The following is a 26596-nucleotide window of genomic DNA, read 5'->3' on the forward strand; positions in this document are numbered from 1 at the left end:
TTAAAGAGTAAACAGATGAGTTGGACAGGATGGTTGATTTTTTTCTTAGTACTGCAGGTGATACACGCTTTTGGTACCTGGAAAATGTACGTAGCAGCTGGCAAGAAAGCCTGGGAAGCCCTTATACCAGTATATAATGCTGTGGTATTTATGAAAATATTAAACAGACCATGGTGGTATGTTCTATTACTTTTTTTACCTGTGGTGAACTTAATTATGTTTATGGTAGTTTGGGTTGAAGGGTTACGATCATTTGGCTATAATCAAACTAAGCATACCGTATTAGCGATACTCACATTAGGGCTCTATTTATATTTTATCAATTACACTCAACCTTTAAACTATAAAGAAGATCGCAGTTTAAAACCACGAACTAGCGCTGGAGAATGGACCAGTTCTATCTTATTTGCGATAGTGGCTGCAACTATTGTACATACTTATGTGATGCAACCCTTCATCATTCCATCACCATCCTTAGAAAAAACCTTATTAACGGGTGATTTCTTATTTGTAAGTAAGTTTCATTATGGTGCAAGAATACCTATGACTCCTGTTGCCTTACCTATGGTACATGATACTATTCCCGTAGTACATGTTAAAAGTTATTTAGATCAACCTCAAATACCGTATACCAGACTTCCTGGCTTTACCGATGTTAAGAGAAATGATATCGTCGTTTTTAACTGGCCGGCAGATACTATTTATGGTTATCCTTCTCTAGATGGTTTATACCATTATAAACCTATAGATAAGAAATCTAACTATGTAAAAAGATGTGTAGGTGTTGCCGGTGATACACTATCTATTATGGATGGTAAAGTGCATATTAATGGTGATCCATTACAACTACCAGAAAGAGCTAAGTTACAATACAGTTACTTAACACAAACTAAGGGACGCACTATAGATCTTAAAGATTTAAAAGAGAACTATGATGTGACCGATGCTGTACAACAAGGCTACAGAAAAGGTAGCGATGTGCCTGCTGCCTTCTTCTCTGCGGCTACAGATGCTGCTGCCGCTGCACTAGAAAATACTGATAACATTCTCAAAATGGAGCGTCAGATCGATACTGCCGGTATATGGAGAACTAATATCTTTCCATACAACTCTAAAATAGCAAATAATAATGATAACGTAAAACCATTCCTCATTCCTGCAAAAGGAATGACTACACCTATTCATTATGATAATATAGATTATTTTAAACGTATTATAGAAGTCTATGAAGGTAGTGAGATGAACTTATTAAATACCATTTCCATTAATGGTAAATCTGTTTTACTTAATGGAGCTCCATTAACTTCTTACACTTTTAAACAGAACTACTACTGGCTCATGGGAGACAATCGTCATAATAGTGCAGACAGTAGATCATGGGGATTTGTGCCAGAAAATCACGTTGTAGGTAAACCTGTTTTTGTGTGGATGAGTATGGACTGGAGTGGTAGTTTCCCTAGTCTTAGATTAGAACGCATGTTTACTACAGTTAATGGATCAGGACAACCTACTTCTTATTTATGGATCCTTATAGTAGGAATAATAGGCTATATAGCTTACAAGAAATTTAGTAAAAAGAAAAACAAGTAACTCATGGATATTGTACTACATCCTAGTTACTTTATAGATGTAGTGAGCCTGGTGCATTTATACCATGCTGACAGTGTTACTTTAGAAAAGCATGATAGTTATTTAAAGCAAACCTATCGCAATCGTTGTTATATAGCAGCTGCAAATGGCAAACTAGCACTTAATATTCCTATTATTCATCAAAAATCTAATGGATCTGTAGCTTACAGCTCCATAGAAATAGATCATAGTCAAGACTGGTCTACACAGCATTTAAAAAGTATTAAGAGCGCTTATAACAGCAGTCCTTTTTATGAATATTATGAAGCAGACCTGTTACAGCTTTTTAAAGAAATCCCATCTTATTTAATGGATTGGAATATAAGAACCATGCACTGGTTACTCGATTTACTCGCTGTTAAAAAAGAGTTTCTAGATTCTAAAGAATACCTAGATAACCACAAAGCAAAAGAACTCATCACCGCAAAACAAGCACCTATTCTAACTTTAGATTCTTATATTCAAGTATTTCAAGAGAAACATGGATTTCTAAACGCACTGAGCGCTCTTGACTTGTTATTTAATTTAGGCCCTAGCGCTGGCGTTTACTTAAAAGAACAAGCCTCTAAACTTACTTCTTAATTTTATGGCTCAAGATAATTACAATAGATTAAGAGCCTTTACTAATACCGCAAGCTTTTGGCATGGAGAACTAGCTGGTATAAGACAGTTCTCATTGAGTGAACTGGACTTGTCTCATATAAGTCCATTAAGCCCACCATTACAACTACCTCATATTCCAGAAAATACTGTTTTAGGCAAACGTGTTGAACACTTTTATCAGTTCTGTATTGAGCAAAGTTTAAACTATGACCTTGTAGCCGCAAACATTCAGGTTAACGTTCCTAATAGAACTATAGGCGAGCTAGATTATTTAATTAAGGACATTAAAACAAGTAAAATATATCATGTTGAGCTTGTTTATAAATTCTATTGTTATGATCCTAACAGCTCTGAAAAGTCAGCTCATTTAACATCTACTCAAAATGAAGAACTCTCTAAATATGTAGGACCTAACAAACGTGATAATTTTGTTTATAAATTTGATAGATTAGTAAATCATCAGTTACCACTACTCTACCATCCAGCAACTCGTGATATGTTAGAACCTTATCGACTAGATATTGATGCTATAGAGCAGCGTGTTTGCTTTTTAGCACATATATTTATTCCACAAGAACTTTGGCAGCATGATTTTAAATACATAGATAAAAGATGTATTTCTGGATATTATTTGAATGAATACGCTTTCGCGAAAGCGTGTACCCAAAACCGATATTACTTTCCAGAAAAATATGCCTGGAAAATGAAAGCTCATGAGCTAGAACTGAGTTACAATCATGGAGATGCTCTACTTATAGCCAAAGCTAGTATAAAACGAGGATTTGCACCACTAGTATGGATGCAACTTCCCGATGGAAATTTTGAGCGATTTTTTATCATCGCATAAGTGGTTAATAGTATTAACACTTTTCACCTTTAATTCTTAATAATAGTGCAGAGCTTTTCTTAATTTACACTTGCAGAGATTCTAATTAAAAAAAAAGATATTGAACTACCTGAATTTAGATAAAATTAAAATAGGTTGTGTGAATATTTATTTAGAGATGTTCTACAAAAACAGAATGCAAACCTTAAAGGAAAAGATTAAGTATTTAGATTACATTATACAATGTAACCTATATGAATTTAAAATAAAGAACTAAGACTTTCTATGCTTCCAGAGTATATAAGCTCCAGCTAGCTCCACGATAATCCCTAAAAATATCATTCCAGTAGCACCAAAAATTTCTATCAAGTACATCAGGATTCCTATAAAGACTATAGCACTTCCTAGCGCTATAAATATGATTCCACCTCTCTTATTATTCATGAGCCAAAAATACAAAAGCTTAAAATAACTACGAGGCTTACTATAAATTTGAATTGATTAAAAACTAAGCCCTAATTTAAAACTAAATCGCATTCCGTCTTCACCATTCTTTAAATTAAAGGTGGTAAGCAATCAGCGTCACATCCATTAAAAAATCATCAGGGAAGTTAGTCATAAAACAAAGGTAAAACTATTCCCTATGCTTGCTTGGTTTGAGGTTCTAGTTTTAGAAAGTTTTAACCTGTTATATAGGTGTAAAACCATTATTTTTGGCAAAAAGTAAGATCATGAAATATATATTATCTGCTATCACTCTAGTTCTTATAGCATCTTGTAAAACAGGTACTGAAAAAAAGGACACGCACTTCATAGACGGTGATGCACCAGGTGTTTATAATGGTATGAGAGTATATCTCAATAAACTAAGTGCTGCTAATAGACCTATGCCTGTAGATACCGCTATAATCATGGATGAAAAGTTTCACTTTGATAAAGATGAAGATATAACTTTTCCTGAGGTACGTTTTCTTTCTATGGAAGCTGGAAAAGATCGTTTTGTATTTATTCAAGGGCAAGAACCTTTAAACATTACTATTAATCAAGATTCTTTATGGGCTAGTAATGTAACTGGTAGTAAAGAAAATGAACTTCTCTATACTTTTAGAACTGATCAAGCAGCTTATCAACAGCAATCTAAACAGTTTAAGACTGATCGTGGAATTGCTTATAGAGCTGGTGACCAGGAAAAAGGAGACACCATCACAAAGCAATGGATGGACGCTGAAGAAGCATACAAGTCCAATGTCTTTAAAACCATTAAAAACCATCCAGATATGCTTGTAAGTCCTATGATTTTAGGCGACTTGATTAACTCTAAACTTATAGATACTGATAAGGCTAATGAATTGTTTCAATTACTGGAAGGCGACGTTAAAAACGCACCGATCACTAAAAATTTAGAATCCTATCTTAAAAAATTCACAGCTACTGCTATAGGTGCCAAAGCTCCTATTTTTGAAGGTAAATCGCCCGATGGCGACATTATTAAACTAGAAGACGCTATGGGTAAGGTTACCTTAATAGATTTCTGGGCATCGTGGTGTGGACCATGTAGACGTGAGAACCCTAATGTGGTGCGCGCTTATAAAGAATATCACGATAAAGGCTTTAATATAATTAGTGTTTCTCTAGATAAACAAAATGCAGCAGCAGCATGGAAAGCAGCGATTGAAAAAGATGAAATGGACTGGTACCATATCTCTAGATTAATGCACTGGCAGGATCCCATTGCAAAACAGTATAACGTTACTAGTATTCCTGCTACGTTCCTCATTGATGAAAACGGAATTATAATCGCAAAAAACTTAAGAGGACAAGCACTACATGATAAGCTTGCAGAACTTTTATAATTTTCCTATTTTTTTTAATACAAATAGAGCAATGATAGGGACAAGCATTAAAACGACAGTTAATGTTTGCTCAAAAATGACATGGTGGTCGTATAGTAAAGTAACGAGATAACCAGCTACTGCTCCACCGAAATGTGCATCGTGGCCTATATTATCAACCTTGTTTTTCATTCCATAAATGGAGTAAATTAAGTACCCGATTCCAAAAACGTAACCAGGAATGATACCATATATGTAAATTCCTGGTTCCAGTAAAATTGCCGCATAAACTATTCCAGAGACAGCTCCACTAGCTCCTATCGCACTATAATGATATTCATCTTTATGAAAGATAAAACTTAATAATCCACCACCTAAAAGACTTGCAAAATAAACCACTAAAAAACCTATGTCACCGATGTAGGCCACTACCCAATTTGCAAAGAAATAAAGCGTTAACATATTAAATATTAAGTGCTGTAAATCTGCATGGAGAAATCCACTGGTTAAAAACCTAATTTGTTCTCCACGTTGAATCCCAGCGATATTAAATTTATACCTATCGAAGAAGCTACGATCTTGAAAACCCTTATAACTTACTAATGAGCATGCAACGATAATTACTAACGTTACGCTGTCTATTCCTTGAAACATATTTTGTCTTAAATTTACTTCGGAACAAGATAGTATATTTGTTCAAATTTTATTTATGCAAGCCATTGCGTTTTACCTCTTTTATCCATTATTATGGATCATCTCTAGACTACCCACAAGAATAGCTTATGGTATTAGTGATTTTGCTTTTATCATCGTTTACTATATCATAGGTTATCGTAAGAAGGTGATCTTTCACAATCTTAAAATAGCCTTTCCTGAAAAAACCGAACAGGAACTACAATTGCTTGTAAAGAAAACAACACAGCACTTTTGCGATAGTTTTATAGAAGTGATTATGTCTATGGGAATGAGTCATGAGGAAATGCGTAATCGCTTTATCTATACTAATCTAGAACTAATTAACAACTTAAGAGCACAAAACCGACCTGTTATAGTAATGTTTGGCCATCAAGGAAGTTATGAATGGACTATGTGTTTAGATGGTCAGGTAGATTATAAAATTATTGCGGTTTATAAACCACTAGCAAACAAGTACTTTAATAAATTAATCATAGATATAAGGCAGAAGTTTAATTCTACCCTAATCACTATGAGAGAAGCAAGTAGTTCTATTTCTAACAGTATTACCAGTGGAGAAATGGCCATGTATGGCCTTATTGCAGACCAGTCACCAGCTAGATATAGAGCACAACATTTTACTAAGTTTTTTAATAAAACAAGTGCCGTTTTTATGGGTAGTGAAAAACTAGCCAAAGCTCATGATACCGCTGTAGTTTATCTGGCGGTAGAAAAAGTAAAGCGAGGTCATTACCAAGCTTCATTTCAAACCATTACAGAAAACGCAGCACAAACTAAAGACTGGGAAATCACAGAAACCTTTCTACATCTTCTTGAGGAACAAATACGTAAACAACCTGAATATTATCTTTGGTCTCATAAAAGATGGAAAGCCACTCCAGATAATATTAAGCGTACTCCTGTGCTATCGCCTCGAGTTCAAGAATAAAACGATCTGCAAGTTGATCAGCCTCTTGTTGTGATGGTGCTTCTGTGTAGATTCTGATGATAGGCTCTGTATTTGATTTGCGCATGTGCACCCATTTTGTTGGGAAATCAATCTTTACACCATCTATAGTTGTTAAATCTTCACTCGCATAGGTAGTAGCGATATCTGTCATGATATCATCTACTGGCATTCCCTTGGTAAGCTGTACTTTCTTTTTACTCATGTAATATTCTGGATAGCTAGCTCTTAATTCGCTTACCTTCATTTTCTTTTCAGTAAGTAATGATAAGAACATAGCTATACCTACAAGAGCATCGCGGCCATAATGAGAATCTGGATAAATAATACCACCATTTCCTTCTCCACCTATTACGGCGTGAACCTCTTTCATTTTTTGAACTACGTTTACTTCTCCTACGGCGGCAGCATAATAAGTACCACCATGAGATTCTGTAACATCTCTTAAGGCTCGAGAAGAAGATAGATTTGATACCGTACTTCCTTTATGAATACCTAGTATATAGTCAGCACAAGCTACTAGGGTATACTCTTCACCAAACATTTCTCCTTCTTCAGTCATAAAGGCTAGTCGATCTACATCTGGATCAACCGTGATTCCAAAATCTGCTTTTTGTTCAACAACCGCAGCAGCAAGATCACCTAAATGTTCTTTTAAAGGCTCTGGATTATGGGGAAAGTGTCCTGTAGGTTCACAATATAATTCTATCACCTCTACTCCTAGTTTCTTTAATAATGCTGGAACCGCTATTCCTCCAGTAGAGTTTACACCATCTACCACAACTTTAAAATTCATCGCTTTAATAGCCTCTACCTTAGTGACCGACATATCGAGTACTAAATCTACGTGACGATCTATATAGTCCTTTATAACTTTAACAGTTCCTAAATGATCCACCTCTACATAGTTAAAATCCTCAGCAGCTGCCGTATCAAGAATCTTTTGACCTTCTACACCATCTAGAAACTCACCTTTATGATTCAACAACTTTAAGGCATTCCATTGCTTAGGGTTATGACTGGCTGTTAAAATAATTCCTCCATCTGCTTTTTCTAGTGGGACAGCAATTTCTACTGTAGGAGTAGTACTCAAGCCTAAATCTATAATATGACAGCCCATACCTAGTAAGGTATTTTGTACTAATGCCTGGATCATAGCACCACTTAAACGGGCATCTCTTCCTATGGCAACAGTAGGCGCATTTTTACCAGAGGCTTCTTTAAGCCATTTTGCATAAGCACTAGCAAATTTAACGGCATCTAGCGGTGTTAGGTTTTCACCTGGTTCACCACCTATAGTACCACGTATTCCCGAAATAGATTTTATAAGAGTCATAGAAAATTCTTTACATTTACAACAAAAGTAAGAGTACTCAACGCTATCTACAACTGCCACATGAATTATCTCGCACATATTTACCTTTCTGGAAATGACACAGAGTTGCGTATCGGTAATTTTATTGCAGATTCTGTGCGCGGTAAAGACTTTACAGCGTTTCCTGAACGCGTGGCACAAGGGATTATTTTACACAGGCATATAGACACTTTTACTGATGCTCATCCTGTAGTTAAGTTAAGTAAAGACCTTATAAGAAGTGAGTATGGACACTGGAGCAGTGTCATTATAGATTTATATTATGACCATTTCCTAGCTGCAAACTGGCTGGATTTTCACGATATACCGCTAGACCTTTATACAGAGCAATTTTATAGCGATCTGGATAAAAATCATGAAATATTACCCGAAAAGGTGAAGAACTTTTTTCCCTTTATGATAGAACAGAATTGGTTACTTAGCTATGCCACAATAGAAGGAATCTCGACCATTTTTAATCAAATGAACCATCGCACTAGAAACCGTAGCAAGATGAACTTTGCACCTATTGAATTAGTGAAATACTATGATGAAATGGAACGCCACTTCAGAGATTTTTTTTCAGACTTGCAAGATCATGTAAAGCAACAAGACATCAGCTTAGATTCTTTATAACAGCTCGGAATCATCTCCTGAAGATGATGAGTTAAACGATGAAATCTAGTAAAACACCATTTTCAAACTGATTATATTTTTTACCACTGGTCCATTTTAGACTTGGTAAAACTCTATAACACTATTACAAACTCATTTCCTGGAACAGCTCACTAGAAATCAATCTATAGATCTATACTTGATCTTTAAGATTATAATGGCAAAAAAAAAGCCTTGTAAAAACAAGGCCATTTATATGCGTGAGATATTATTCTATATCTAAAACTTATAAATTAGGAATTACTAATTCCTGTCCTGGATGAATTACATCTGGATTAGAAAGAATACCTGTGTTTGCAGCAAATATTTGCTTGTATTTCATAGGATCATGAAAGTAGTGCTTTGCGATAAGACTTAAGGATTCACCGCTTTGAACAGTATGACGTGCATAAACAGATTCATCAGAAACTTTGATATCGGCCATAAGGTCGCTAGGGTTATCACCACCTACTTTCTTGATTTCATCCCACAACAGGTCTTTTTCATAAGGTGTAGCAGCAGTTCCTCTTATTTCAAGACGGTCTCCTTTTACTTGTACATCACCATCCTGAATCGATAGTTTTTCACCTAAATCAAGAACGCTTTGATATTTTTCTTTTACCATTTTATTACTTTTAAAATTAATATCGGTAAGTTACTAATCATCTAAGAAATTAAGATAATAGACTACTTGAATATCTTTAATTCGATAAAAGTTTTATAAAATCTTTAAAATACGCTTTCGCGAAAGCGTGAACGAGTTTTTCCTATTCCTGATCTTTCATGGTGGTGTAAACATTATTTACATCATCATCTTCTTCTAGTTTCTCTATTAATTTATCCACATCTTCACGTTGCTCAGCAGTGATTTCTTTTTGAACAGTAGGAATATATTCAAAGTCTGAACTTAATATTTCATGTCCCATTTCTTCTAGACCACTTTGTAGCGTTCCGTAATTTTGAAACTCTGCATAAATCATAATGCCATCTACTGAATTATCATCTTCTTCATCTTTCTCATCTAGAAAGAGTTCCTCAGCACCATAATCGATTAATTCTAGCTCAAGCTCTTCTAAGTCTAGCTCACCTGCTGGAATTCTAAAATGACATTTATGATCAAACATAAACTCTACAGAACCTGATGTTCCTAAGTTCCCATCACATTTATTAAAATAGCTACGCACATTTGCAACGGTTCTATTATTATTATCTGTAGAGGTTTCTACCAGTACTGCTATACCGTGAGGAGCATAACCTTCAAATAATACAGTATCAAAATTTGCGGTATCCTTATCAGTTGCTTTTTTAATGGCACGTTCTACATTTACCTTAGGCATGTTTACGGCCTTAGCATTTTGTATTACAGCACGTAATCTAGCATTAGAATCTGGATCTGGGCCACCTTCTTTAACGGCTATCACTATATCTTTCCCTATTCTCGTAAAGGCCTTAGACATAGCACTCCATCTTTTCATCTTGCGTGCTTTGCGAAATTCAAATGCTCTTCCCATGTATTAAATTGTTTAGTTTTAAAGGTTCAAATTTAAGGTTATGATAGTATCGATGCAACAAAATGTACGATGACCCATTAATAACGCATAAAAAACAGCTACTCATTTAATGAACAGCTGCAATTTTACAAAATCAATACCGTAATTACTCGTCTCCTACGATGTGCTCTATAGCAGCAGCAAGTTGAAAGTCTTTATCTGTTAAACCATTTACGTCATGGGTGCTCAATGTAATTTCTAACGTGTTATAGACATTGTGCCAGTCTGGATGGTGTTCCATCTTTTCAGCTATAAGCGCTATACGTGTCATCACTGAAAAGGCATCCATAAAATTATCAAATTCAAATGTGGTATGAATAGCATCATCATAATAATCCCATCCTTCTACTTTTTCTAGATGCTGGTGTATCTGGTCTTCATTTAATTTTTCCATGTTCTTTTATTTAGAGTTACAAATTTACATCCTTAATCATAAGTGACCCAGTAAATTGATTACAGTATTTATGTAAATACTTCTTTCTTGAAATACTTACTCTGTTAATGTTTCTACTCCTTGTTTTTTAAGTTTCTATATGTCATAGTAGAATATGATGCTTAAAACATGAGCGCCTACTGTCTTATGGAATAAAACGCCCTTATTTCCTTTCTTTATCCCTAAAAAAGTAAACAATGTTAATATATTTGAGCTATGAAAAATATCACTCTGCTTCTACTCCTAGCCTGTAACGTTGCCATATCCCAAGATCATTTAAAACAGGAAAAACCTAACAAAGCGGTCCATTTAAGAGAAATCCCTAGACATAATTTATTAATGGATTTAGGGATTACACAACCTACAGGTGATTATAAAGACGTTGCTAAAGCTGGTCTTCATATAGGTTTAGATTATACTTATTACATTAATAAAAACTTGGGATTAAGTTCAGGAATTAAATTACAAACTAACCAGTTTGGTTATTTAGATTCAGATACAAATCCTGAAAATGAAATAACTAACCAGGCTTATAGAACTATAAGTGTCGCAATAGGACCTACATACAGTCATACTATAAATAGATTTCAATTTGATGCCTTTTTTAAAGCTGGTGTAGCCTTTTATAATAACCCTTCAAATAGGGTTACTAATTTTGAGCTACAGGACGCACCAGATCGCATACTTTATCAATCTGATTCAGCAAACTCATCACCTTCCAGCGCATATATAGAAGGCGGTCTTCGTTTTAATTACTACTTCCGTAGATCAGTTCAGGTGTTTTTCTCTCCTCAATGGAATACCACGCTAGGGAATCCTATAGGTTATAACTTTTTAGATATAGAAGGTACCAGCTTTAATCCAGAAGAAGTGCGCACTATTAATGCTTCTAATCTGGTTTTTAGCTTAGGTGTTAAAATAGCACTTTCACCAGAGTATTCTAGCGGTGAAAATCGTTATGATGGTGAAGATTAAAAAACTATTATTTTTTTAACATACTCTTACTAGACTTCTTTTGTTTAATGTTTAATTTTATAAACTAAACAAAAGCAGTGAAATTATACCAATTCTCATCCCAGCAAAAACTACCCATTTCATTAGATGAAGCCTGGACTTTTCTAACCGATGCTAATAATCTAAAACTCCTCACACCGCCAGAACTAGACATGAAAGTTCTATATGGTACAGAACGTGGTATGTATCCAGGACAGCTTATTGAATATACCGTTAAGCCATTACCACTATACCGCACTAACTGGGTAACTCATATTACTCAGGTTCAGGAAAAAGAATATTTTGTAGACGAGCAAATGTATGGACCTTATGCCACCTGGCATCATAAACATTTTATAAGTGAGATTCCTGGTGGCACATTAATGGAAGATTTGATTCACTATCGTTTACCATTTGGGCTGTTAGGCAAGTTAGGAGCTCCATTTGTTAAAAAGCAGTTAGAAGAAATATTCCGCTTTCGCGAAAGCGCACTTATCAATCACTTCGGTTCATTTAACAAATAAAACACAATACATAAACACATAATAATCAATTAATATGTCTAAAAACATACTACTTATAGGCGGAAGCCGTGGAATAGGAAACGCTATAGTACAACACATGCATAGCAATAACAATCTGTTTGTAGCTTCTCGAGAAAATGAAAATTTGCCAGATGGTGTCACGCATATCAAATTTGATGCTCTTACAGATCAGCTGGATACCAGCGCCTTACCAGAATCACTAGACGGTTTTGTGTACTGCCCAGGAAGTATCAATTTAAAGCCGTTTAAAATGTTAAAGCAGGAACATTTTGAAGAAGATATGAATATTAACTTTTTCTCTATGCTCAAAGTGACACGTACCGTTCTACCTTTATTAACTAAAGATGGTTCAAGCAGCATGGTGTTTTTCTCTACCGTTGCAGTCTCCACAGGTATGCCATTTCATACCAGTGTAGCAGCAGCCAAAGGTGCTATAGAAGGTTTTGCCAGAGCTCTAGCCGCAGAGTATGCGCCTACCGTTAGAGTAAATGTCATTGCTCCATCACTAGTAGATACTCCACTTGCTGGCAGACTTTTAAATAATGATGCCAAAAAAGAAAAAATGGGAGAAATGCACCCGTTAAAACGTGTAGGAACTCCTGCTGATATAGCTAGTACCGCAGCCTTTTTATTAGAACAGAACTCAGGCTGGATCACAGGACAAGTTATAGGCGTTAATGGTGGAAAAGGTTCATTAAGTTTAGGCTAGACATAAATAAGCTATGAGTGCATAACACCAGTTCAAGAGCTTAGATTAAAGAGGAAAAATGAATAAAAAAGTAAACATATTTTGGTTCCGCAGGGACTTAAGACTTGATGATAATGTGGGATTTCTAGAAGCTTTAAAAAGTGATGTTCCAGTTTTACCTATTTTCATTTTTGATAAAGATATTCTAGATCATCTACCAGAAGATGATGCTCGAGTAACCTTTATCCATGAGCAACTGCAACACATGCGAGATGAGTTACAAAATAAATACGATAGCTCTATGGCTATGTTTTATGGGAAACCCGATCAAGTATGGGAAAAAATCACCACAAATTATGAGGTACATACTGTATTTACAAATAGAGATTATGAACCTTATGCACTAGAAAGAGATGAGAAATTAGCCCAATTCTTCAAAGAAAAAGACATCATCTTTAACACCTTTAAAGATCAAGTAATCTATGAAAAAGATGAGGTCGTAAAGGCAGATGGTAATCCTTATGTAGTCTACACACCTTATAAAAATAAATGGTTAGAACATTTTAAAGAACAAATAGGAAAGGCTGATAATATCACCATTCATCACACAGAGAATCACTTAAAGAACTGTATTAAAAACACTCATTTACCTCATCTGAGTTTATCAGATATGGGATTCAAAAAATCCACTATAGAAATCCCTGATTATAACATCACACCATTACTCATAGAAGATTATGATAAAACAAGAAATTACCCAGGTTTAAAGGATGGGACTTCTAGACTAGGTGTTTACCTTAGATTTGGTGTGGTAAGTGTGCGCAAAATGATCAAAAAAGCAGATGCAGCAACCGATAAAACCTTCCTTAGCGAATTAATATGGCGTGAGTTTTTTATGCAAATTCTATATCATTTCCCTAAAACTGTAGATCACGCTTTTAAATCAAAATATGACCGTATAGAGTGGCGTAATAATGAAGACGAATTTGAGAAATGGAAAAGTGGAACAACCGGTTATGCCCTTGTAGATGCTGGTATGCGTGAGCTTAATAAAACAGGTCACATGCATAATAGAGTACGCATGCTGGTAGCCAGTTTTTTATGCAAACATTTACTAATAGACTGGCGCTGGGGCGAGCGCTATTTTGCTGAAAAATTATTAGATTATGAATTATCTAGTAATGTGGGAAACTGGCAGTGGGCAGCTGGTAGCGGTGTAGATGCCGCACCATATTTTAGAATATTCAATCCTATTACCCAAAAAGATAAATTTGATAAAAACCGAGCATACATTAACAAATGGGTTCCAGAATTTGAAACAGATCAGTACGTAGATATGATGGTAGATCATAAAGAAGCACGAGAACGCTGCTTAAAAACTTATAAAGACGCAGTGGCATAGATTGAAACAAAAAATCAACATCGTCTGGTTTAAAAGAGATTTGAGAATACTAGACCACGAACCTCTTAAAAAAGCAACACAAGAGCCTTTACCTATACTCCTACTCTATATATTAGAACCCATAATATTAAATGACGCTCATTACAGTGAGCGTCATTTCAATTTTATAAAGCAGTCATTACATAACATGAATGAAAAGCTGCAAAGCGTTCCTACACATGTATTATGCGTAAAAGGTGATGCCTTAACCATATTTAAAAGTTTACAAAATACCTTTAACATCCATATGGTCTTTTCTCATCAAGAAACTGGTCTGCTTATAACGTATCAAAGGGATATCAAAATGGCTCGATATTTTAAGTCTCAAGGTATCCACTGGCAAGAAAGTGTTTCAAATGGTGTTTTGCGAGGCCTTAAGAATCGTAGTAAATGGAAAGAACACTGGATTGAATTTATAAATAAAGACTTGCAGCATCCTGATTTTGATAAGGGCACATTTCTAGACCTATATGAACTTCAAGAATTAGAAAAATCATTTCAAATCGTAATCCTTAAAACACCAATTGATAAAAATATTCAACCCGGCGGAACCACCAGTGCGTTAAAATACTTTGATAGCTTTTTAAAACAGCGCATTAATGGATATAATAGATATTATTCTAAACCAGCTACCAGTAGAAAACATAGCAGCCGTTTATCGCCATATATAGCATGGGGAAATGTAAGTGTACGCATGATTGCTCAAAAAGCCAGTGCTGCAAAATATCATGTAAAAGATAAGCGCACACTCAACTCATTTTTATCCAGGTTAAGGTGGCAAGCTCATTTTATTGAGAAATTTGAAATGGAATACCAGCTAGAATGGCGTAGCGTTCATAAAGCATACCGTCAACTGGATAAACCCATAAATCCAAAGCATCAAAAAGCCTGGCGAGAAGGAAAAACCGGTTACCCTTTAGTAGATGCAGCTATGCGCTGTTTGAACACTACGGGATTTGTAAATTTCAGATTGCGAGCCATGCTCACTGGCTTTTTCACACATCATTTATGGCAGCCATGGCAAGATGCTAGTAATCACCTAGCCTCGCAATTTTTAGACTTTGAACCTGGAATTCATTATCCGCAATTACAAATGCAGGCTGGAGAAACAGGTATTAACATAGTGCGCGTTTATAATCCAGTAAAAAACAGCCTAGAACATGATCCCGATGGCGTTTTTATAAAAAAATGGGTACCTGAATTAGTAGACTTACCGCTACGATTTATTCATGAACCATGGAAAATCACAGCTATGGATGAGCAGTTTCTAAATTTTAAATTAGGAGAAGATTATCCTAAAAGGATTGTTGAGAATACGCTTCCGCGAAAGCGTGCTCAAGACATACTCTACGGAATTCAGAAAGACCTTAAAAACAAAACTGAAGCTGCCCGGATTATTGCAAAACACACTAACCCCAATAGGGAAATATGGCCTGGTGGCAAAGAAATTAAAAGGAATTAAAACTGAACATGAAGTTAAAATGATGCATAACACTTTTAGGCTGTTTTAATGGAGGATTTTGTTAGGAATTAAAAATTAGAGTACATTTTATTCTTCTACTTACCTTTGTTATATAAAACAAAACTTTGCAAGACCCTAAACCTCATAACCACTTCTCCACGTGCCCTAGTTGCAAAGGTCAAGGCAAAAAGAGACAGCGCTTGCGTAAGAGAGTGAAATTAACTTATGAGCGTGATCTTGAACAATATAAAAATGGAGTTACAGGAGTAAAACCTGTAAAGCCTAGAGGTCATTTAAGTATTTGTAAAAACTGCCAAGGATCTGGATTAATAACTGTACTTAAACCTATTCAACCAGATGTAGATCATTATCCACACCTTGCCATAGTAGGTGGTGGAATAGGTGGTGTGGCGCTTGCTGTAGCCTGTCTTCATAGAGGAATACCTTTTACCTTATTTGAACGTGATAGTAGTTTTAATGAACGCTCGCAAGGTTATGGATTAACCCTACAACAAGCTAGTAAGGCTATGGAAGGTTTTGGCATCACAGAACTCAAAGAAGGCATAGTTTCTACAAAGCACATAGTCCATAAAACCGATGGAACGATTATAGGTGAATGGGGAATTAGAAAATGGCTCCAGGATAAGGAAAATAATTATGATAAACGGACTAATATTCACATAGCTAGGCAATCATTACGACTCGCTTTACTAGATCAACTTCCATCTCATAATGTAGTGCAATGGGGACATAAATTTATAGATTATAAGGCAGTTCAGGATAATGAGCTAGAGCTACGTTTTGAAGTTAATGGTATTATAAAAACTACCACCACTAACCTTCTTATAGGCGCTGACGGAATACGCAGCAAAGTGCGCAAACTGATTATTAACGAAGACTCTACTCCTTTACGTTATCTAGATTGCATGGTTATTTTAGGAATTTGCCCTTATCATAAACTTGATCCTTTAAAACATGACTTATTAGACTCAGCTACCGTGTTTCAAACAGCCAATGGTCATGAACGCATTTACATGATGCCTTATAATCAGGAATCTGTTATGTGGCAACTTAGTTTTCCTATGCTTGAAGAAGATGCTAAAAAACTCAGTGCTTTAGGTCCAAAAGCGTTAAAAGAAGAAGCATGCCGTAGAACACAATGGCATGATCCTATTCCACAAATCATGGCTGGTACAACTGCTGCACATATAACGGGATATCCTGTTTATGACAGAGCCTTACTAAATCAAGAACTATTGAAACCCCATGAGCGCATCACTCTGTTAGGTGATGCTGCACATCCCATGAGTCCATTTAAAGGTCAAGGTGCTAACCAAGCTTTACTCGATGCCTTATCGCTAGCACGTAGTATCACTAAAGCAAATAATCCACATAACGACTGGCGCAAAAATGGATTAAGATCAAGCATTTTAAATCCTTATGAAAATGAAATGATTAAGCGTAGTGGTGTAAAGGTAAAAGCATCTGCTCAAGCTGCTGAGTTCTTACATACAGATATTGTGCTGCATGAAGCAAATGAACCTAGAGGAAGAGTTTTAAAAAGAGAAAATGAAAGTTTATAATGTATACCTATGATGTAAAAAACGCTACAACTATTTATATAACTTATACTGATTCACGTTACCTTCGCAACTCGATATGCTCACGCACCACTCAATAAATAATAGAATACTACCATAATTATGGCTTCAGGATTTTTTGCCTTACTAGATGATATCGCAGCACTCATGGATGATGTTGCTGTAATGAGTAAAGTCGCTACTAAGAAAACAGCTGGGATTTTAGGAGATGATCTCGCTGTTAATGCTGAAAAAGCTTCTGGATTTGTTTCTTCTAGAGAGATTCCTGTTTTATGGGCTATCACTAAAGGCTCTTTTTTAAACAAGCTTATCATTTTACCTCTAGCCTTTCTATTAAGTGCCTTTGTACCAGTCGTGGTAACCATCATTTTAATTTTAGGAGCTATTTATCTAGCCTATGAAGGAGCTGAAAAAATTTATGAATATGCTTTTCCGCACAAACAAGTAGATGAAACTGAAACACTCGAAAATCTTACAGAACAAGAAATTTTAAGTAAAGAAAAAGCTAAAATTAAGTCTGCCATTCTTACTGACTTTATTCTGTCTGTAGAAATAGTAATCATTGCGCTAGGAACAGTTCTAGGAGAATCGATTACTAAACAAATCATGGTAGTAACTGTGGTTGCCATTTTAGCAACTATAGGAGTTTATGGGATCGTGGCTCTTATTGTAAGAATGGATGATCTAGGTTACAGACTTATCAAATACAGTAAAAACAAAAAAGGCGTTTCCATGAAATTGGGAACTCTACTCGTTAAAGCTTTACCTTTAATTATAAAAGGTCTAGCCGTGGTAGGAACTATTGCTCTACTGCTTGTCGCTGGTGGTATCTTTCTCCACAATGTTACTTACCTACATGACTTATTTCACAGCTGGCCATCTATTATTGCTGAGTTTATAGTAGGTCTTATAGTAGGAATTATAGCAGTAGTACTTATCAAATTTTTCCAAAAACTATTTTTAAAGGAAAAACATTAATAACAATCCACATCTACATTACATCTTACAGAACGGAACTGTTTTATAGATTCAAAACTCCGTTTCACTTTACGTATGTAGTCCTTAATGGTTTTAGGATGATGTTGCTTTCCCATTTTAACAATTACATGCACTTGATATAAGTTGCGCACACGTGCCACTAGTGGGAATTCTGGACCTAGCACTTCTACTCCATGCTCGATTTGGTTCAGTGCATTTACAAACCACTGTCCTGCCTGTAAGGTCGTGTTATAATCACGTTGTTTAAAAGTTAATCTTATTAAACGCTGGAATGGCGGGTATTTAAAATGATAACGTTCCTGTAATTGTTCTTTAAACATAGTACCATAATCATAAGTACTTACTTGCTGTAAAATCTGGTGTTCAGGATTATAGGATTGAATTAACACCTTACCGCGCTCAGCAGTACGACCAGCACGTCCAGACACTTGTGTAAGCAAATGAAAACAACGCTCATGGGCTCTAAAATCTGGGAAATTAAGCATATTGTCTGCACTGAGAACACCTACTAAACTAACGTTTCTAAAATCTAAACCTTTAGTGAGCATTTGAGTTCCTACCAGGCAATCTATGGCGCCAGTATCTACTTTCTCAATGATTCTTTCTATACTTTTTTTACCTCGCGTAGAGTCTAAATCCATGCGAGCAATCTTTTTATCAGGAAAAAGTTCTTTAAACTCCTCTTCAATCTGTTGTGTACCGAATCCTTTAGTATCCAGAGCTGTACTCGTACAAGCAGGACATTCTTCTGGGATAAAAGTATTATAACCACAGTAATGACAGCGCAATTGCTTTTTATACTGGTGGAAGGTTAAACTCACATCACAATTAGGACATTGCGGTGCATTACCACAGGTATTACATTCTAGAATAGGTGCATAACCACGACGGTTTTGAAAAAGAATAACCTGATTACCATTCTTAAAAGCTACTTGCATGTGTTCTATAAGCGTATCAGAAAAATGACCTTTCATTTTTTTCCTTTTATGCTTGTCTTTTAAGTCTACCATTTGAACTTCGGGAAGAAGTACTTTACCATAACGCTCTTTCAGTTCTACTAATCCATATTTACCTATAGTAGTATTATAATAACTCTCTAGCGATGGTGTTGCAGACCCTAATAAAATTTGTGCTTCTTTCATGTGCCCTAGTACTACCGCCGCATCACGTGCATGATATCTAGGGTCTGGATCAAACTGTTTAAAACTAGTCTCATGTTCCTCATCTATAATTATGAGTTTGAGGTTTTGGAAAGGCAATAATAAGGCACTGCGAGCTCCTATAATTACAAAAGGTTCCTTTGCTTGAATAACATGATTCCATACCTCTAAGCGTTCATTTAAATTATACTTAGAATGATAAACGAGAACCTGGTGTTTAAAATATTTTTTTAAACGGGCTATAAGTTGCGTGGTTAAAGCTATTTCTGGTAACAAATACAATATTTGATTCCCTAAATCTAGTTGTTCTTGAATGAGACGTACATAAATTTCAGTTTTACCACTTGAGGTAACTCCGAGAAGTAATGTAGTTTTCCCTTTAGAAAAATGTTCTTTGACTTCATCTAGCGCTCGCTGTTGAGCTGTTTGTAATTCAAATAGATCGCGACCACTCGCCTTTTCTTCTAGAACACGATCTACAGCATGTTCTTCTTCTATGAGAATTTCTTTTTCTATCAGTGTTTTTATAACAGCACGAGAAACTTCTGCACGATCTTGCAGTTGTTTACTAGCCACTAATTTATTACCAGCCTGTAACATAAATAAAGTCATGACCGCATCTCGCTGTTTAGGCGCTCTAGTCATTGCCTCTAATAAGTTCTTGAGGGCTGTTTCTTCTTTAAATTGTGGAGCTAGGAAAATGTATTTTACCGTTTTAGGTTTATAGGTAGAATAAACTTCTTCTTGTAAAATAATGTATTCTAACTCGAGCAATTTATGTAAAATGGGAAGTACAGTTTTGCGCTCTAGAATATCCATCACCTCATCCACTTTTAAGATCTGACGATGTTCTAGCGCTTCCATAATTAGAAACTGTTTATCATCTAGAAGTGATTCATCTATTTCAGTATCTGTATTTTTTATAACTACGGTTTCACTTTCCAGGAGTAGTGATTTAGGTAAGGCTGCTCGCATGACCTGACCTACACTACACACATAATAAGAGGCAATCCATTTCCAAAATTTTAACTGCTCTCGAGTAACCGTAGGAGATTCATCTATAATAAGTTCTATGTCCTTAACCTCATAACTCAATGGCGGCGATTGATGGATATGATGAACAATCCCAGTATAGATTTTTGATTTACCAAATGGTACTGCTACGCGCATTCCAGGTTGAAGAAAATCAGCCTCAGCGGCAGTCACTCGATAGGCAAAAAGCCTTTCCAGCGGCAAGGGTATAATAACATCTATATAATGTGACATAATAAAATATACTAGGTAAAAATAATAGATGCTATAAACTGTACCACGAGAAAACCCTAATATTTATTAAAGATTTATTCTTATTTTAAACGCACCCAAGTTTGTGTACGATACAGAAATAAAACATAACCTCTTACCTTTAAACGATCACTATTATTCTGATCAAGCCATAGTTTACAGTCATATACTTTACCATTTTCTGGATCTAGAATCGTTCCATTTTTATATGTTTTGCCTTTCTTAACCAGATCTTTCATAATCACTAAACCTTCTATAGGTGCGTTTTTAAAATCACCATCGCAGTTAGCACATAGCGGTGTTTCTGGAGCATCAGGATCGAGTACTTTTAAGACTTTTCCATAGTACTTGCCATTCTCTTCATAGATGAATATATGAGATTTTACAATTCCTGATGTTTCATCTATGGTTTTCCAGGTTCCTGTTATGTCTTGTGAATACGCTTTCGCGAAAGCGAAAAGAACCAGCAATATTCCTATAAAATTCTTCATGATTTAAAAATAAAAGCCCACGTAAATATAATCTACGTGGGCTATGAGTATGATTAAAGTTATACTAAGACTTGCCTAACATTCCTGCTTTAAGGTCCTCGTCTGCTGGATCATCACCTAACCAGATTCCAAAAAGTCCTCTTTTAAAATTAAGTCCTGAAATAGTTCCTAGATCGTTACCATTTTTAGAAACCATAGTTCCTTTTCCTGGTACATAAGCGATCTGGAATTCATCTCCTTCTACAATAGCATCCTTAAAGAACCCTATAAATGTGTTTATTTCTGACTGGATGGCTTTACGCTCTTTATTTGTACAGCTGTCACTAAAACCGTTTGTTACAGCTTCTTTCATTTTTTCTTGAGTAACATTCTCATCTGTAATATCTAGGGTAATCACCATAGGAAGATCTGCATCTACCATTTTGTTTCCATCGTCTGATTTTACAGTGGTATATAATGCACCTACATATAAATCATACCATAATTTCTCTCTTAAACCTGCACCATTTAACGAGAGTTCTTGTCCTTGTACAGTTACAGATTGCTCAACCTTTACATTATTAATGGTAACCTGTCCACTCACAGTAAAAGTAGCAACGAGTGCTACTGCTAATAAAATTACTTTTTTCATTTTGTTTTAATTTTGGTTTTAAATATAATACTAAGTATTCAAATTCTGTGCCTTTAATTTTCTAAGTGACGCATTTAGTTCAAAACCTAATAATAAAATATTAGAATTAAGCCATATATAGATCATTAAAATAAGCAATGCACCTATAGATCCATAAATTTCATTATAAGAGGTAAAATTATCAATATAAACACCATACAGAACTGATAATAAAATAATTAGCACCGTAGTTACCGTTGCACCTATAGAGAAAAAACGAGTCAGACGACCATCTCTAGTTCCAAAATAGTAAAGCACAGCTACAAAAATATAGGTCAGAATAATAACAATTACATACCTTACAAAAACTAAGGTTCCTCCTTGACCCGTTTCACTCATGAAATTTGTTTTGCGTAATTCTTCTAGTACATACTCCACATAACCTGCAACGATTACCATGGTTAATAAAAAGATGGTAAGCATGATTGAAACAACTAAAGATATAGCGTACTGCCTAAAAAATCCTCGATTAAAGTCTGTATGGTAAGACCTTTCAAATCCATTAAATACTGCATTTATACCATTAGACATAAATATCAAGGAGGATACAAAAGCAACCGTTAATAATCCAGAATTCCCTTGTAGTGCAATTTCCTTAAAAATCGTTTCAAAACTACTCACGGCTTGTGGTGGTAGTAATTCAATGACAAACTCCAGAAACTCGCTTTGGAAATTTTCAATAGGAATAAATGGAATCAAGTTCAGTACAAAAAGTAAAAACGGAAATATAGCCATGAAAAAACTATAACTAATAGCACTTGCCCTTGCCGAAAATGCTCCTTGGGCAATACCTAGAACATAAGTTTCTGATAAATCATAGAGTGTCATTCCTTCTAGTCCGGGAATGCGTATTTTCCTAGCTATATGAATAGGCCAGTTAAGAACAGGGATGCGGTCTAAAAGATTATTATTTTTACTCATGTATGGCCTTAAGGCTTAAATCAAGATTATAAACGCTATGTGTTAAAGCTCCACTAGAAATATAATCTACGCCACAGGCAGCGTATTGTGGTGCTGTGTCCAGCGTTATTCCTCCACTACTTTCTGTAAGACATAAATCACCTATGAGTTCCACAGCTTTGCGTGTGTCTTCATAATTAAAGTTATCTATAAGAATGCGATAAACACCATCATTAGTTAAGATTTCTTTAATTTCATCTAGATCTCGTGCCTCCACTATAATTTTTAAATCTCTACCAGTTTCTTTAAGGTATTGTTTAGTTTTCTGGATCGCCTTACTCACACCACCGGCAAAGTCTATATGATTATCCTTGAGCATGATTACATCATAAAGTCCAAATCTATGATTCACGCCACCTCCTATTTTTACCGCCCATTTTTCAAGCACTCTTATGCCTGGTGTGGTTTTTCTAGTGTCTAGTATTTTAGTTTTAGTGCCTTCTAAGGCATCTACAAAAGCTCTGGTTTTAGTAGCAATAGCACTCATGCGTTGCATAGCATTAAGCGCTAGACGTTCTGCTTTTAAAATAGATTGAGAAGAACCCGTAACATAAAAAGCCTCATCACCATACTTTACAGGAGTTCCGTCTTTTATTCTTACATCTATTTTAAGGTCTGGATCAACAGCATTAAAAACAGCCTTTGCAAATTCTACACCTGCCAGAATTCCTTCATCTTTAACTAATAAACGAGCTTTACCTATAGCTGTAGATGGAATGCAAGATAAACTGCTGTGATCTCCATCGCCTACATCTTCTCTAAGGGCGTTTTTAATAATTCTTTTAATCTCGTCATTAAAGGCCGCGGTACCGTATTCCATTATTTCTATTTAATACTCAAAAATAAGCTAATCATCTCTTTTTACATATTATAAAAATGCCATTAACTTTGCTCTATGAAAATTACTCTCATAGCCGTAGGAAAAACAGATGATTCCCGCATTGCCGACTTGACCCAAGTGTACATAGACCGTTTACAGCATTATGTAAATTTTGACTTACATATTATTCCAGATCTTAAAAAAACCAAGAATTTAAGTGAAGAACAGCAAAAAAATGAAGAAGGTAAACTGATATTAAATCAGTTAGAGAAGAGTGATTTTGTGACCTTACTAGATGAAAAAGGAAAAAAATATACCAGCTTGCAGTTTGCTCAACTGATTAATAAACGTAGTGTTTCTGGATTAAAAAGACTTGTTTTTATTATAGGTGGACCATATGGTTTCTCACCAGATGTTTACAGTCGGGCTAATTCAAAACTGTCACTAAGCGATATGACTTTTTCTCATCAAATGGTAAGACTCTTTGCCGTAGAACAAATTTATAGGGCCTTTACTATTTTAAGAAATGAACCTTATCACCATGAGTAGTGCGTTAAACTTTTCTAGCTCTCATCATTTCACGTTTCCCTGGTGGACCTTCTAATTTTTCAACAGTAAAACCTGCTTCGATCATATTTCTACGTGCCTGACCTTGTGCACAATAAGTGACTAAAATCCCTCCAGGAACTAAGGCTTTATGAGCAGCTTTAAAAATATCTAATGCCCATAAATCAGGCTGCACACGTGGCCCAAAAGCATCATAATAAATGAGATCATAAGCTTCTACATCGTTAATAGATTGGAATTTCTTTTGAACCTTAGTAATCGTTAAATTATCGGTAAGTTGAATAGGTTCTTCCCAGTTTGCTTTATGAAGGTCTAAATAGAGCTGTTCTGCTTTTAAAAGAGAACCATAGTTTACGAGCTCAGCCTCTTCCATGGTTACTGGATAGGCCTCTACAGCAGTATAATTAATAAGGTGCTCTTTTTCTGCCTGTGCAGTGACCATTGCATTTAAACCAGTACCTAATCCATATTCTATAATATTAATGGGAATATTTTTATCATGCTTTCGCGAAAGCGTGTCTTTCAAACCCATTTCTATAAAAACATGAAGCGCCTCTTGCAAGGCGCCATGTTTAGAATGATATTGTTCTTTCCACTCGGGAATGTTAATACTATTAGAGCCGTCGCCGGTGGAAATAATTTCTCTTTTCATTTATTCCTCTGTAGCTGGTTCCATACCTTCTACATCTGGATTTTCAAACTCTTCTACTAGAGCACCATCTGCCATGAAAGAGTAAGTTACTTTATCTTCAGTAATTTTTGCGATTTCTTCTTCGCTCTCTCCAGCATCTTCGGCATAGTGAATCAGTTCTTCTTTAGGTGTTACGCTTTTATAAGCTTTACCTCTAAGAACCACTTCTTTATCTGCTCCATTCTTAGGTAAAAAGAAACCGTAATCCTTAAATTTAACAAAGGCAGCTTCTGAATCATTTACTGGCATTTTAATCCAGCATCCTTTATTTACACAAACCTCTTGAATTACACCGCGTACTTTAACATCCATAGTGTCACCTTGTTTCATTCCTTCATAAAAAGATCCAAGTTTAGAAGCTTCAATAGCATCTTTAGCATCAATTTTTGCACCATAACTCATGTAAGCTAGTTCTTCAACTTTCTCCTCATTAACAGCAGGTATTAACTCTGTTTTCACCTCTTCTTTACAAGCTACAAATGATATTGCAGCACATAATACTAGATATATATTTTTCATATTGTTGATAGTTTACAGCAAATTTAAGAATTTGTTTAGTCTTTTTATATTTAATTATCGAGTATCTTTGCAAAAATTAAAAACGTTATGATAGACACTCACGAAATCGTTATCGATAAAGTTGAATCTTCTAAAATCACTCATACAGATTTTGATAATTTAACTTTTGGAAAAACATTTACGGACCATATGCTGGAATGTACATGGCGTGATGGTAAGTGGGAAACAGCGCATATTAAACCTTATGGTCCTATAATGGTAGAGCCTAGCTGTAAGGTATTCCATTACGGACAAGCCATTTTTGAAGGTATGAAGGCTTTTAAAGACGCAACTGGAGAAGTCTTTTTATTCAGACCTGAGGATAACTGGAAACGCTTTAATCAAAGTGCTAAACGTCTTGCCATGCCTGAGGTCCCAAAAGAGGTTTTTATAGAAGGTCTTAAAAAGTTAGTATCATTAGATAAGGAATGGGTACGCTATGGTGAAGGGCTATCTCTTTACTTAAGACCTTTCATGATTGCTAGTGAAAATGGTGTGGCTGCCGCTCCATCTACAGAATATAAATTTATGATTGTTATGTCACCTGCCTTTGCTTATTATAAAGGAGATGTAAGGGTTATTATAGCATCTGACTTTTCTCGTGCTGCAGATGGTGGTGTAGGATATGCAAAAGCTGCTGGTAATTATGCAGCTAGTTTCTATCCTAACAACCTTGCACTTGCTGAAGGTTATCAACAAATCATTTGGACTGATGCTGCTACTCATGAATATCTAGAAGAAGCAGGTACCATGAATATTTTTGTGCGCATAGGTGATACTTTATTTACTGCGCCTAATAATGATCGTATTTTAAATGGTGTCACAAGGCGTAGTGTGATACAGCTTGCAAAAGATGCTGGAATATCATTTGAGGAACGTCGTGTGAGTGTAAAAGAGATAAATGACGCTGCAAAGAATGGTAGCCTTAAAGAAATTTTCGGTTCTGGTACTGCAGCAGTAATTGTACCTATTAAAGGTTATAAACATAAAGATTTTGTTCATGAACTACCTATTATAGAGGATAGTTATGCAAATCGTTTTAAAGAAGCTCTCAAAGATATTCAATACAACAGAGCTGAAGATAAACATGGATGGAGAGTTTCTGTCTAGGAGTCACTTTAACCTATTAAAAAATCCCGTTTA

At 35.4% G+C, this 26596-nt stretch carries 28 protein-coding genes; 15 read left to right on the plus strand and 13 right to left on the minus strand.

Going from position 1 to position 26596, the window contains the following annotated elements; all coding sequences use genetic code 11:
* Window positions 1-15: 15 nt before the first annotated feature.
* The 3 genes from lepB to ACTF48_RS03360 are packed head-to-tail and all read left to right on the plus strand — an operon-like array spanning window position 16 to window position 3079.
* Entirely contained in the window at window positions 16-1590 is a 1575-nt protein-coding gene (gene lepB, locus ACTF48_RS03350) for a signal peptidase I (RefSeq protein ID WP_438961724.1), read from the plus strand.
* Window positions 1591-1593: 3 nt separating this feature from the next.
* Window positions 1594-2211, plus strand: coding sequence for a WbqC family protein (locus tag ACTF48_RS03355; protein WP_438961725.1), 618 nt, complete (start codon window positions 1594-1596; stop codon window positions 2209-2211).
* A 4-nt stretch (window positions 2212-2215) separates the two neighbouring features.
* The gene (locus ACTF48_RS03360; RefSeq protein WP_438961726.1) at window positions 2216-3079 is read left to right on the plus strand and encodes a DUF1853 family protein; all 864 of its coding nucleotides are present in this window, start codon (window positions 2216-2218) and stop codon (window positions 3077-3079) included.
* 252 nt (window positions 3080-3331) lie between these two features.
* On the opposite strand, the gene ACTF48_RS03365 is transcribed toward ACTF48_RS03360, so the two are convergent.
* Window positions 3332-3502, minus strand: a complete 171-nt coding sequence (locus ACTF48_RS03365; RefSeq protein WP_438961727.1) for a hypothetical protein — start codon at window positions 3500-3502, stop codon at window positions 3332-3334.
* 287 nt (window positions 3503-3789) lie between these two features.
* On the opposite strand from ACTF48_RS03365, the gene ACTF48_RS03370 reads away from it, so the two are divergent.
* A complete protein-coding gene (locus ACTF48_RS03370; RefSeq protein ID WP_438961728.1) occupies window positions 3790-4911 on the plus strand; it encodes a redoxin domain-containing protein in 1122 nt (373 codons plus the stop codon).
* On the opposite strand, the gene ACTF48_RS03375 is transcribed toward ACTF48_RS03370, so the two are convergent.
* On the minus strand, window positions 4906-5544 hold the full coding sequence (locus ACTF48_RS03375) for a rhomboid family intramembrane serine protease (protein ID WP_438961729.1): 639 nt from the start codon (window positions 5542-5544) through the stop codon (window positions 4906-4908). The genes ACTF48_RS03370 and ACTF48_RS03375 overlap by 6 nt on opposite strands.
* 55 nt (window positions 5545-5599) lie before the next feature.
* Here ACTF48_RS03375 and ACTF48_RS03380 point away from each other — a divergent pair, with 55 nt between their 5' ends.
* Window positions 5600-6514 (plus strand): lysophospholipid acyltransferase family protein, encoded by a 915-nt coding sequence (locus ACTF48_RS03380; RefSeq protein WP_438961730.1) that lies wholly within the window; start codon window positions 5600-5602, stop codon window positions 6512-6514.
* Here the strand turns inward: ACTF48_RS03380 and glmM are convergent.
* Complete coding sequence (gene glmM / locus ACTF48_RS03385) at window positions 6474-7868, minus strand: phosphoglucosamine mutase (protein ID WP_438961731.1); 1395 nt, start codon at window positions 7866-7868, stop codon at window positions 6474-6476. The genes ACTF48_RS03380 and glmM overlap by 41 nt on opposite strands.
* A 60-nt stretch (window positions 7869-7928) precedes the next feature.
* On the opposite strand from glmM, the gene ACTF48_RS03390 reads away from it, so the two are divergent.
* On the plus strand, window positions 7929-8522 hold the full coding sequence (locus ACTF48_RS03390; protein WP_438961732.1) for an ACP phosphodiesterase: 594 nt from the start codon (window positions 7929-7931) through the stop codon (window positions 8520-8522).
* Window positions 8523-8787: 265 nt separating this feature from the next.
* On the opposite strand, the gene ACTF48_RS03395 is transcribed toward ACTF48_RS03390, so the two are convergent.
* The 3 genes from ACTF48_RS03395 to ACTF48_RS03405 all read right to left on the minus strand — a co-directional run bounded on the left by ACTF48_RS03395 (window position 8788) and on the right by ACTF48_RS03405 (window position 10484).
* Window positions 8788-9165: a LysM peptidoglycan-binding domain-containing protein gene (locus ACTF48_RS03395; protein WP_438961733.1), complete on the minus strand. Its 378-nt coding sequence runs from the start codon at window positions 9163-9165 to the stop codon at window positions 8788-8790.
* Window positions 9166-9307: 142 nt separating this feature from the next.
* Window positions 9308-10051 (minus strand): YebC/PmpR family DNA-binding transcriptional regulator, encoded by a 744-nt coding sequence (locus ACTF48_RS03400; protein WP_438961734.1) that lies wholly within the window; start codon window positions 10049-10051, stop codon window positions 9308-9310.
* 145 nt (window positions 10052-10196) lie between these two features.
* A complete protein-coding gene (locus tag ACTF48_RS03405) occupies window positions 10197-10484 on the minus strand; it encodes a 4a-hydroxytetrahydrobiopterin dehydratase (protein WP_438961735.1) in 288 nt (95 codons plus the stop codon).
* A gap of 255 nt (window positions 10485-10739) precedes the next feature.
* Between ACTF48_RS03405 and ACTF48_RS03410 the strand changes: the two genes are divergently transcribed.
* The 7 genes from ACTF48_RS03410 to ACTF48_RS03440 all read left to right on the plus strand — a co-directional run bounded on the left by ACTF48_RS03410 (window position 10740) and on the right by ACTF48_RS03440 (window position 18231).
* Window positions 10740-11498, plus strand: a complete 759-nt coding sequence (locus tag ACTF48_RS03410) for an autotransporter outer membrane beta-barrel domain-containing protein (RefSeq protein WP_438961736.1) — start codon at window positions 10740-10742, stop codon at window positions 11496-11498.
* A 77-nt stretch (window positions 11499-11575) separates the two neighbouring features.
* Window positions 11576-12040: an SRPBCC family protein gene (locus ACTF48_RS03415; protein WP_438961737.1), complete on the plus strand. Its 465-nt coding sequence runs from the start codon at window positions 11576-11578 to the stop codon at window positions 12038-12040.
* A 34-nt stretch (window positions 12041-12074) separates the two neighbouring features.
* On the plus strand, window positions 12075-12770 hold the full coding sequence (locus ACTF48_RS03420) for an SDR family NAD(P)-dependent oxidoreductase (RefSeq protein WP_438961738.1): 696 nt from the start codon (window positions 12075-12077) through the stop codon (window positions 12768-12770).
* A gap of 58 nt (window positions 12771-12828) precedes the next feature.
* Entirely contained in the window at window positions 12829-14151 is a 1323-nt protein-coding gene (locus ACTF48_RS03425; protein WP_438961739.1) for a cryptochrome/photolyase family protein, read from the plus strand.
* Window position 14152: 1 nt separating this feature from the next.
* Window positions 14153-15652 carry an FAD-binding domain-containing protein gene (locus ACTF48_RS03430; RefSeq protein ID WP_438961740.1) on the plus strand — a complete coding sequence of 500 codons (1500 nt, stop codon included), beginning with the start codon at window positions 14153-14155 and terminating at the stop codon, window positions 15650-15652.
* Between the two features lie 125 nt (window positions 15653-15777).
* Entirely contained in the window at window positions 15778-17235 is a 1458-nt protein-coding gene (locus tag ACTF48_RS03435; protein WP_438961741.1) for an FAD-dependent oxidoreductase, read from the plus strand.
* Window positions 17236-17355: 120 nt separating this feature from the next.
* A complete protein-coding gene (locus tag ACTF48_RS03440) occupies window positions 17356-18231 on the plus strand; it encodes a DUF808 domain-containing protein (protein ID WP_438961742.1) in 876 nt (291 codons plus the stop codon).
* On the opposite strand, the gene priA is transcribed toward ACTF48_RS03440, so the two are convergent.
* The 5 genes from priA to nadC form a co-directional block, all read right to left on the minus strand.
* Window positions 18228-20678, minus strand: coding sequence for a replication restart helicase PriA (gene priA / locus ACTF48_RS03445; protein WP_438961743.1), 2451 nt, complete (start codon window positions 20676-20678; stop codon window positions 18228-18230). The genes ACTF48_RS03440 and priA overlap by 4 nt on opposite strands.
* 80 nt (window positions 20679-20758) lie before the next feature.
* On the minus strand, window positions 20759-21187 hold the full coding sequence (locus tag ACTF48_RS03450) for a DUF2147 domain-containing protein (protein ID WP_438961744.1): 429 nt from the start codon (window positions 21185-21187) through the stop codon (window positions 20759-20761).
* A 64-nt stretch (window positions 21188-21251) separates the two neighbouring features.
* Entirely contained in the window at window positions 21252-21818 is a 567-nt protein-coding gene (locus ACTF48_RS03455; RefSeq protein WP_438961745.1) for a chalcone isomerase family protein, read from the minus strand.
* A 30-nt stretch (window positions 21819-21848) separates the two neighbouring features.
* Complete coding sequence (locus tag ACTF48_RS03460; protein ID WP_438961746.1) at window positions 21849-22778, minus strand: YihY/virulence factor BrkB family protein; 930 nt, start codon at window positions 22776-22778, stop codon at window positions 21849-21851.
* Window positions 22771-23637 carry a carboxylating nicotinate-nucleotide diphosphorylase gene (gene nadC / locus ACTF48_RS03465; RefSeq protein WP_438961747.1) on the minus strand — a complete coding sequence of 289 codons (867 nt, stop codon included), beginning with the start codon at window positions 23635-23637 and terminating at the stop codon, window positions 22771-22773. Before nadC ends, ACTF48_RS03460 begins: the two co-directional genes overlap by 8 nt.
* Before the next feature lie 75 nt (window positions 23638-23712).
* Here nadC and rlmH point away from each other — a divergent pair, with 75 nt between their 5' ends.
* On the plus strand, window positions 23713-24186 hold the full coding sequence (gene rlmH / locus ACTF48_RS03470; RefSeq protein WP_438961748.1) for a 23S rRNA (pseudouridine(1915)-N(3))-methyltransferase RlmH: 474 nt from the start codon (window positions 23713-23715) through the stop codon (window positions 24184-24186).
* Between the two features lie 4 nt (window positions 24187-24190).
* Here the strand turns inward: rlmH and mnmD are convergent, their stop codons facing one another.
* Together mnmD and ACTF48_RS03480 are read right to left on the minus strand one after the other, a co-directional pair.
* Window positions 24191-24856, minus strand: coding sequence for a tRNA (5-methylaminomethyl-2-thiouridine)(34)-methyltransferase MnmD (gene mnmD / locus ACTF48_RS03475; RefSeq protein WP_438961749.1), 666 nt, complete (start codon window positions 24854-24856; stop codon window positions 24191-24193).
* Window positions 24857-25414, minus strand: a complete 558-nt coding sequence (locus tag ACTF48_RS03480; RefSeq protein ID WP_438961750.1) for a DUF4920 domain-containing protein — start codon at window positions 25412-25414, stop codon at window positions 24857-24859.
* Window positions 25415-25501: 87 nt separating this feature from the next.
* Here ACTF48_RS03480 and ACTF48_RS03485 point away from each other — a divergent pair, with 87 nt between their 5' ends.
* Complete coding sequence (locus ACTF48_RS03485; protein WP_438961751.1) at window positions 25502-26563, plus strand: branched-chain amino acid aminotransferase; 1062 nt, start codon at window positions 25502-25504, stop codon at window positions 26561-26563.
* The last annotated feature ends 33 nt before the right edge of the window (window positions 26564-26596 follow it).

This window comes from Nonlabens sp. (assembly GCF_965660805.1).
GTDB lineage: Bacteria > Bacteroidota > Bacteroidia > Flavobacteriales > Flavobacteriaceae > Nonlabens.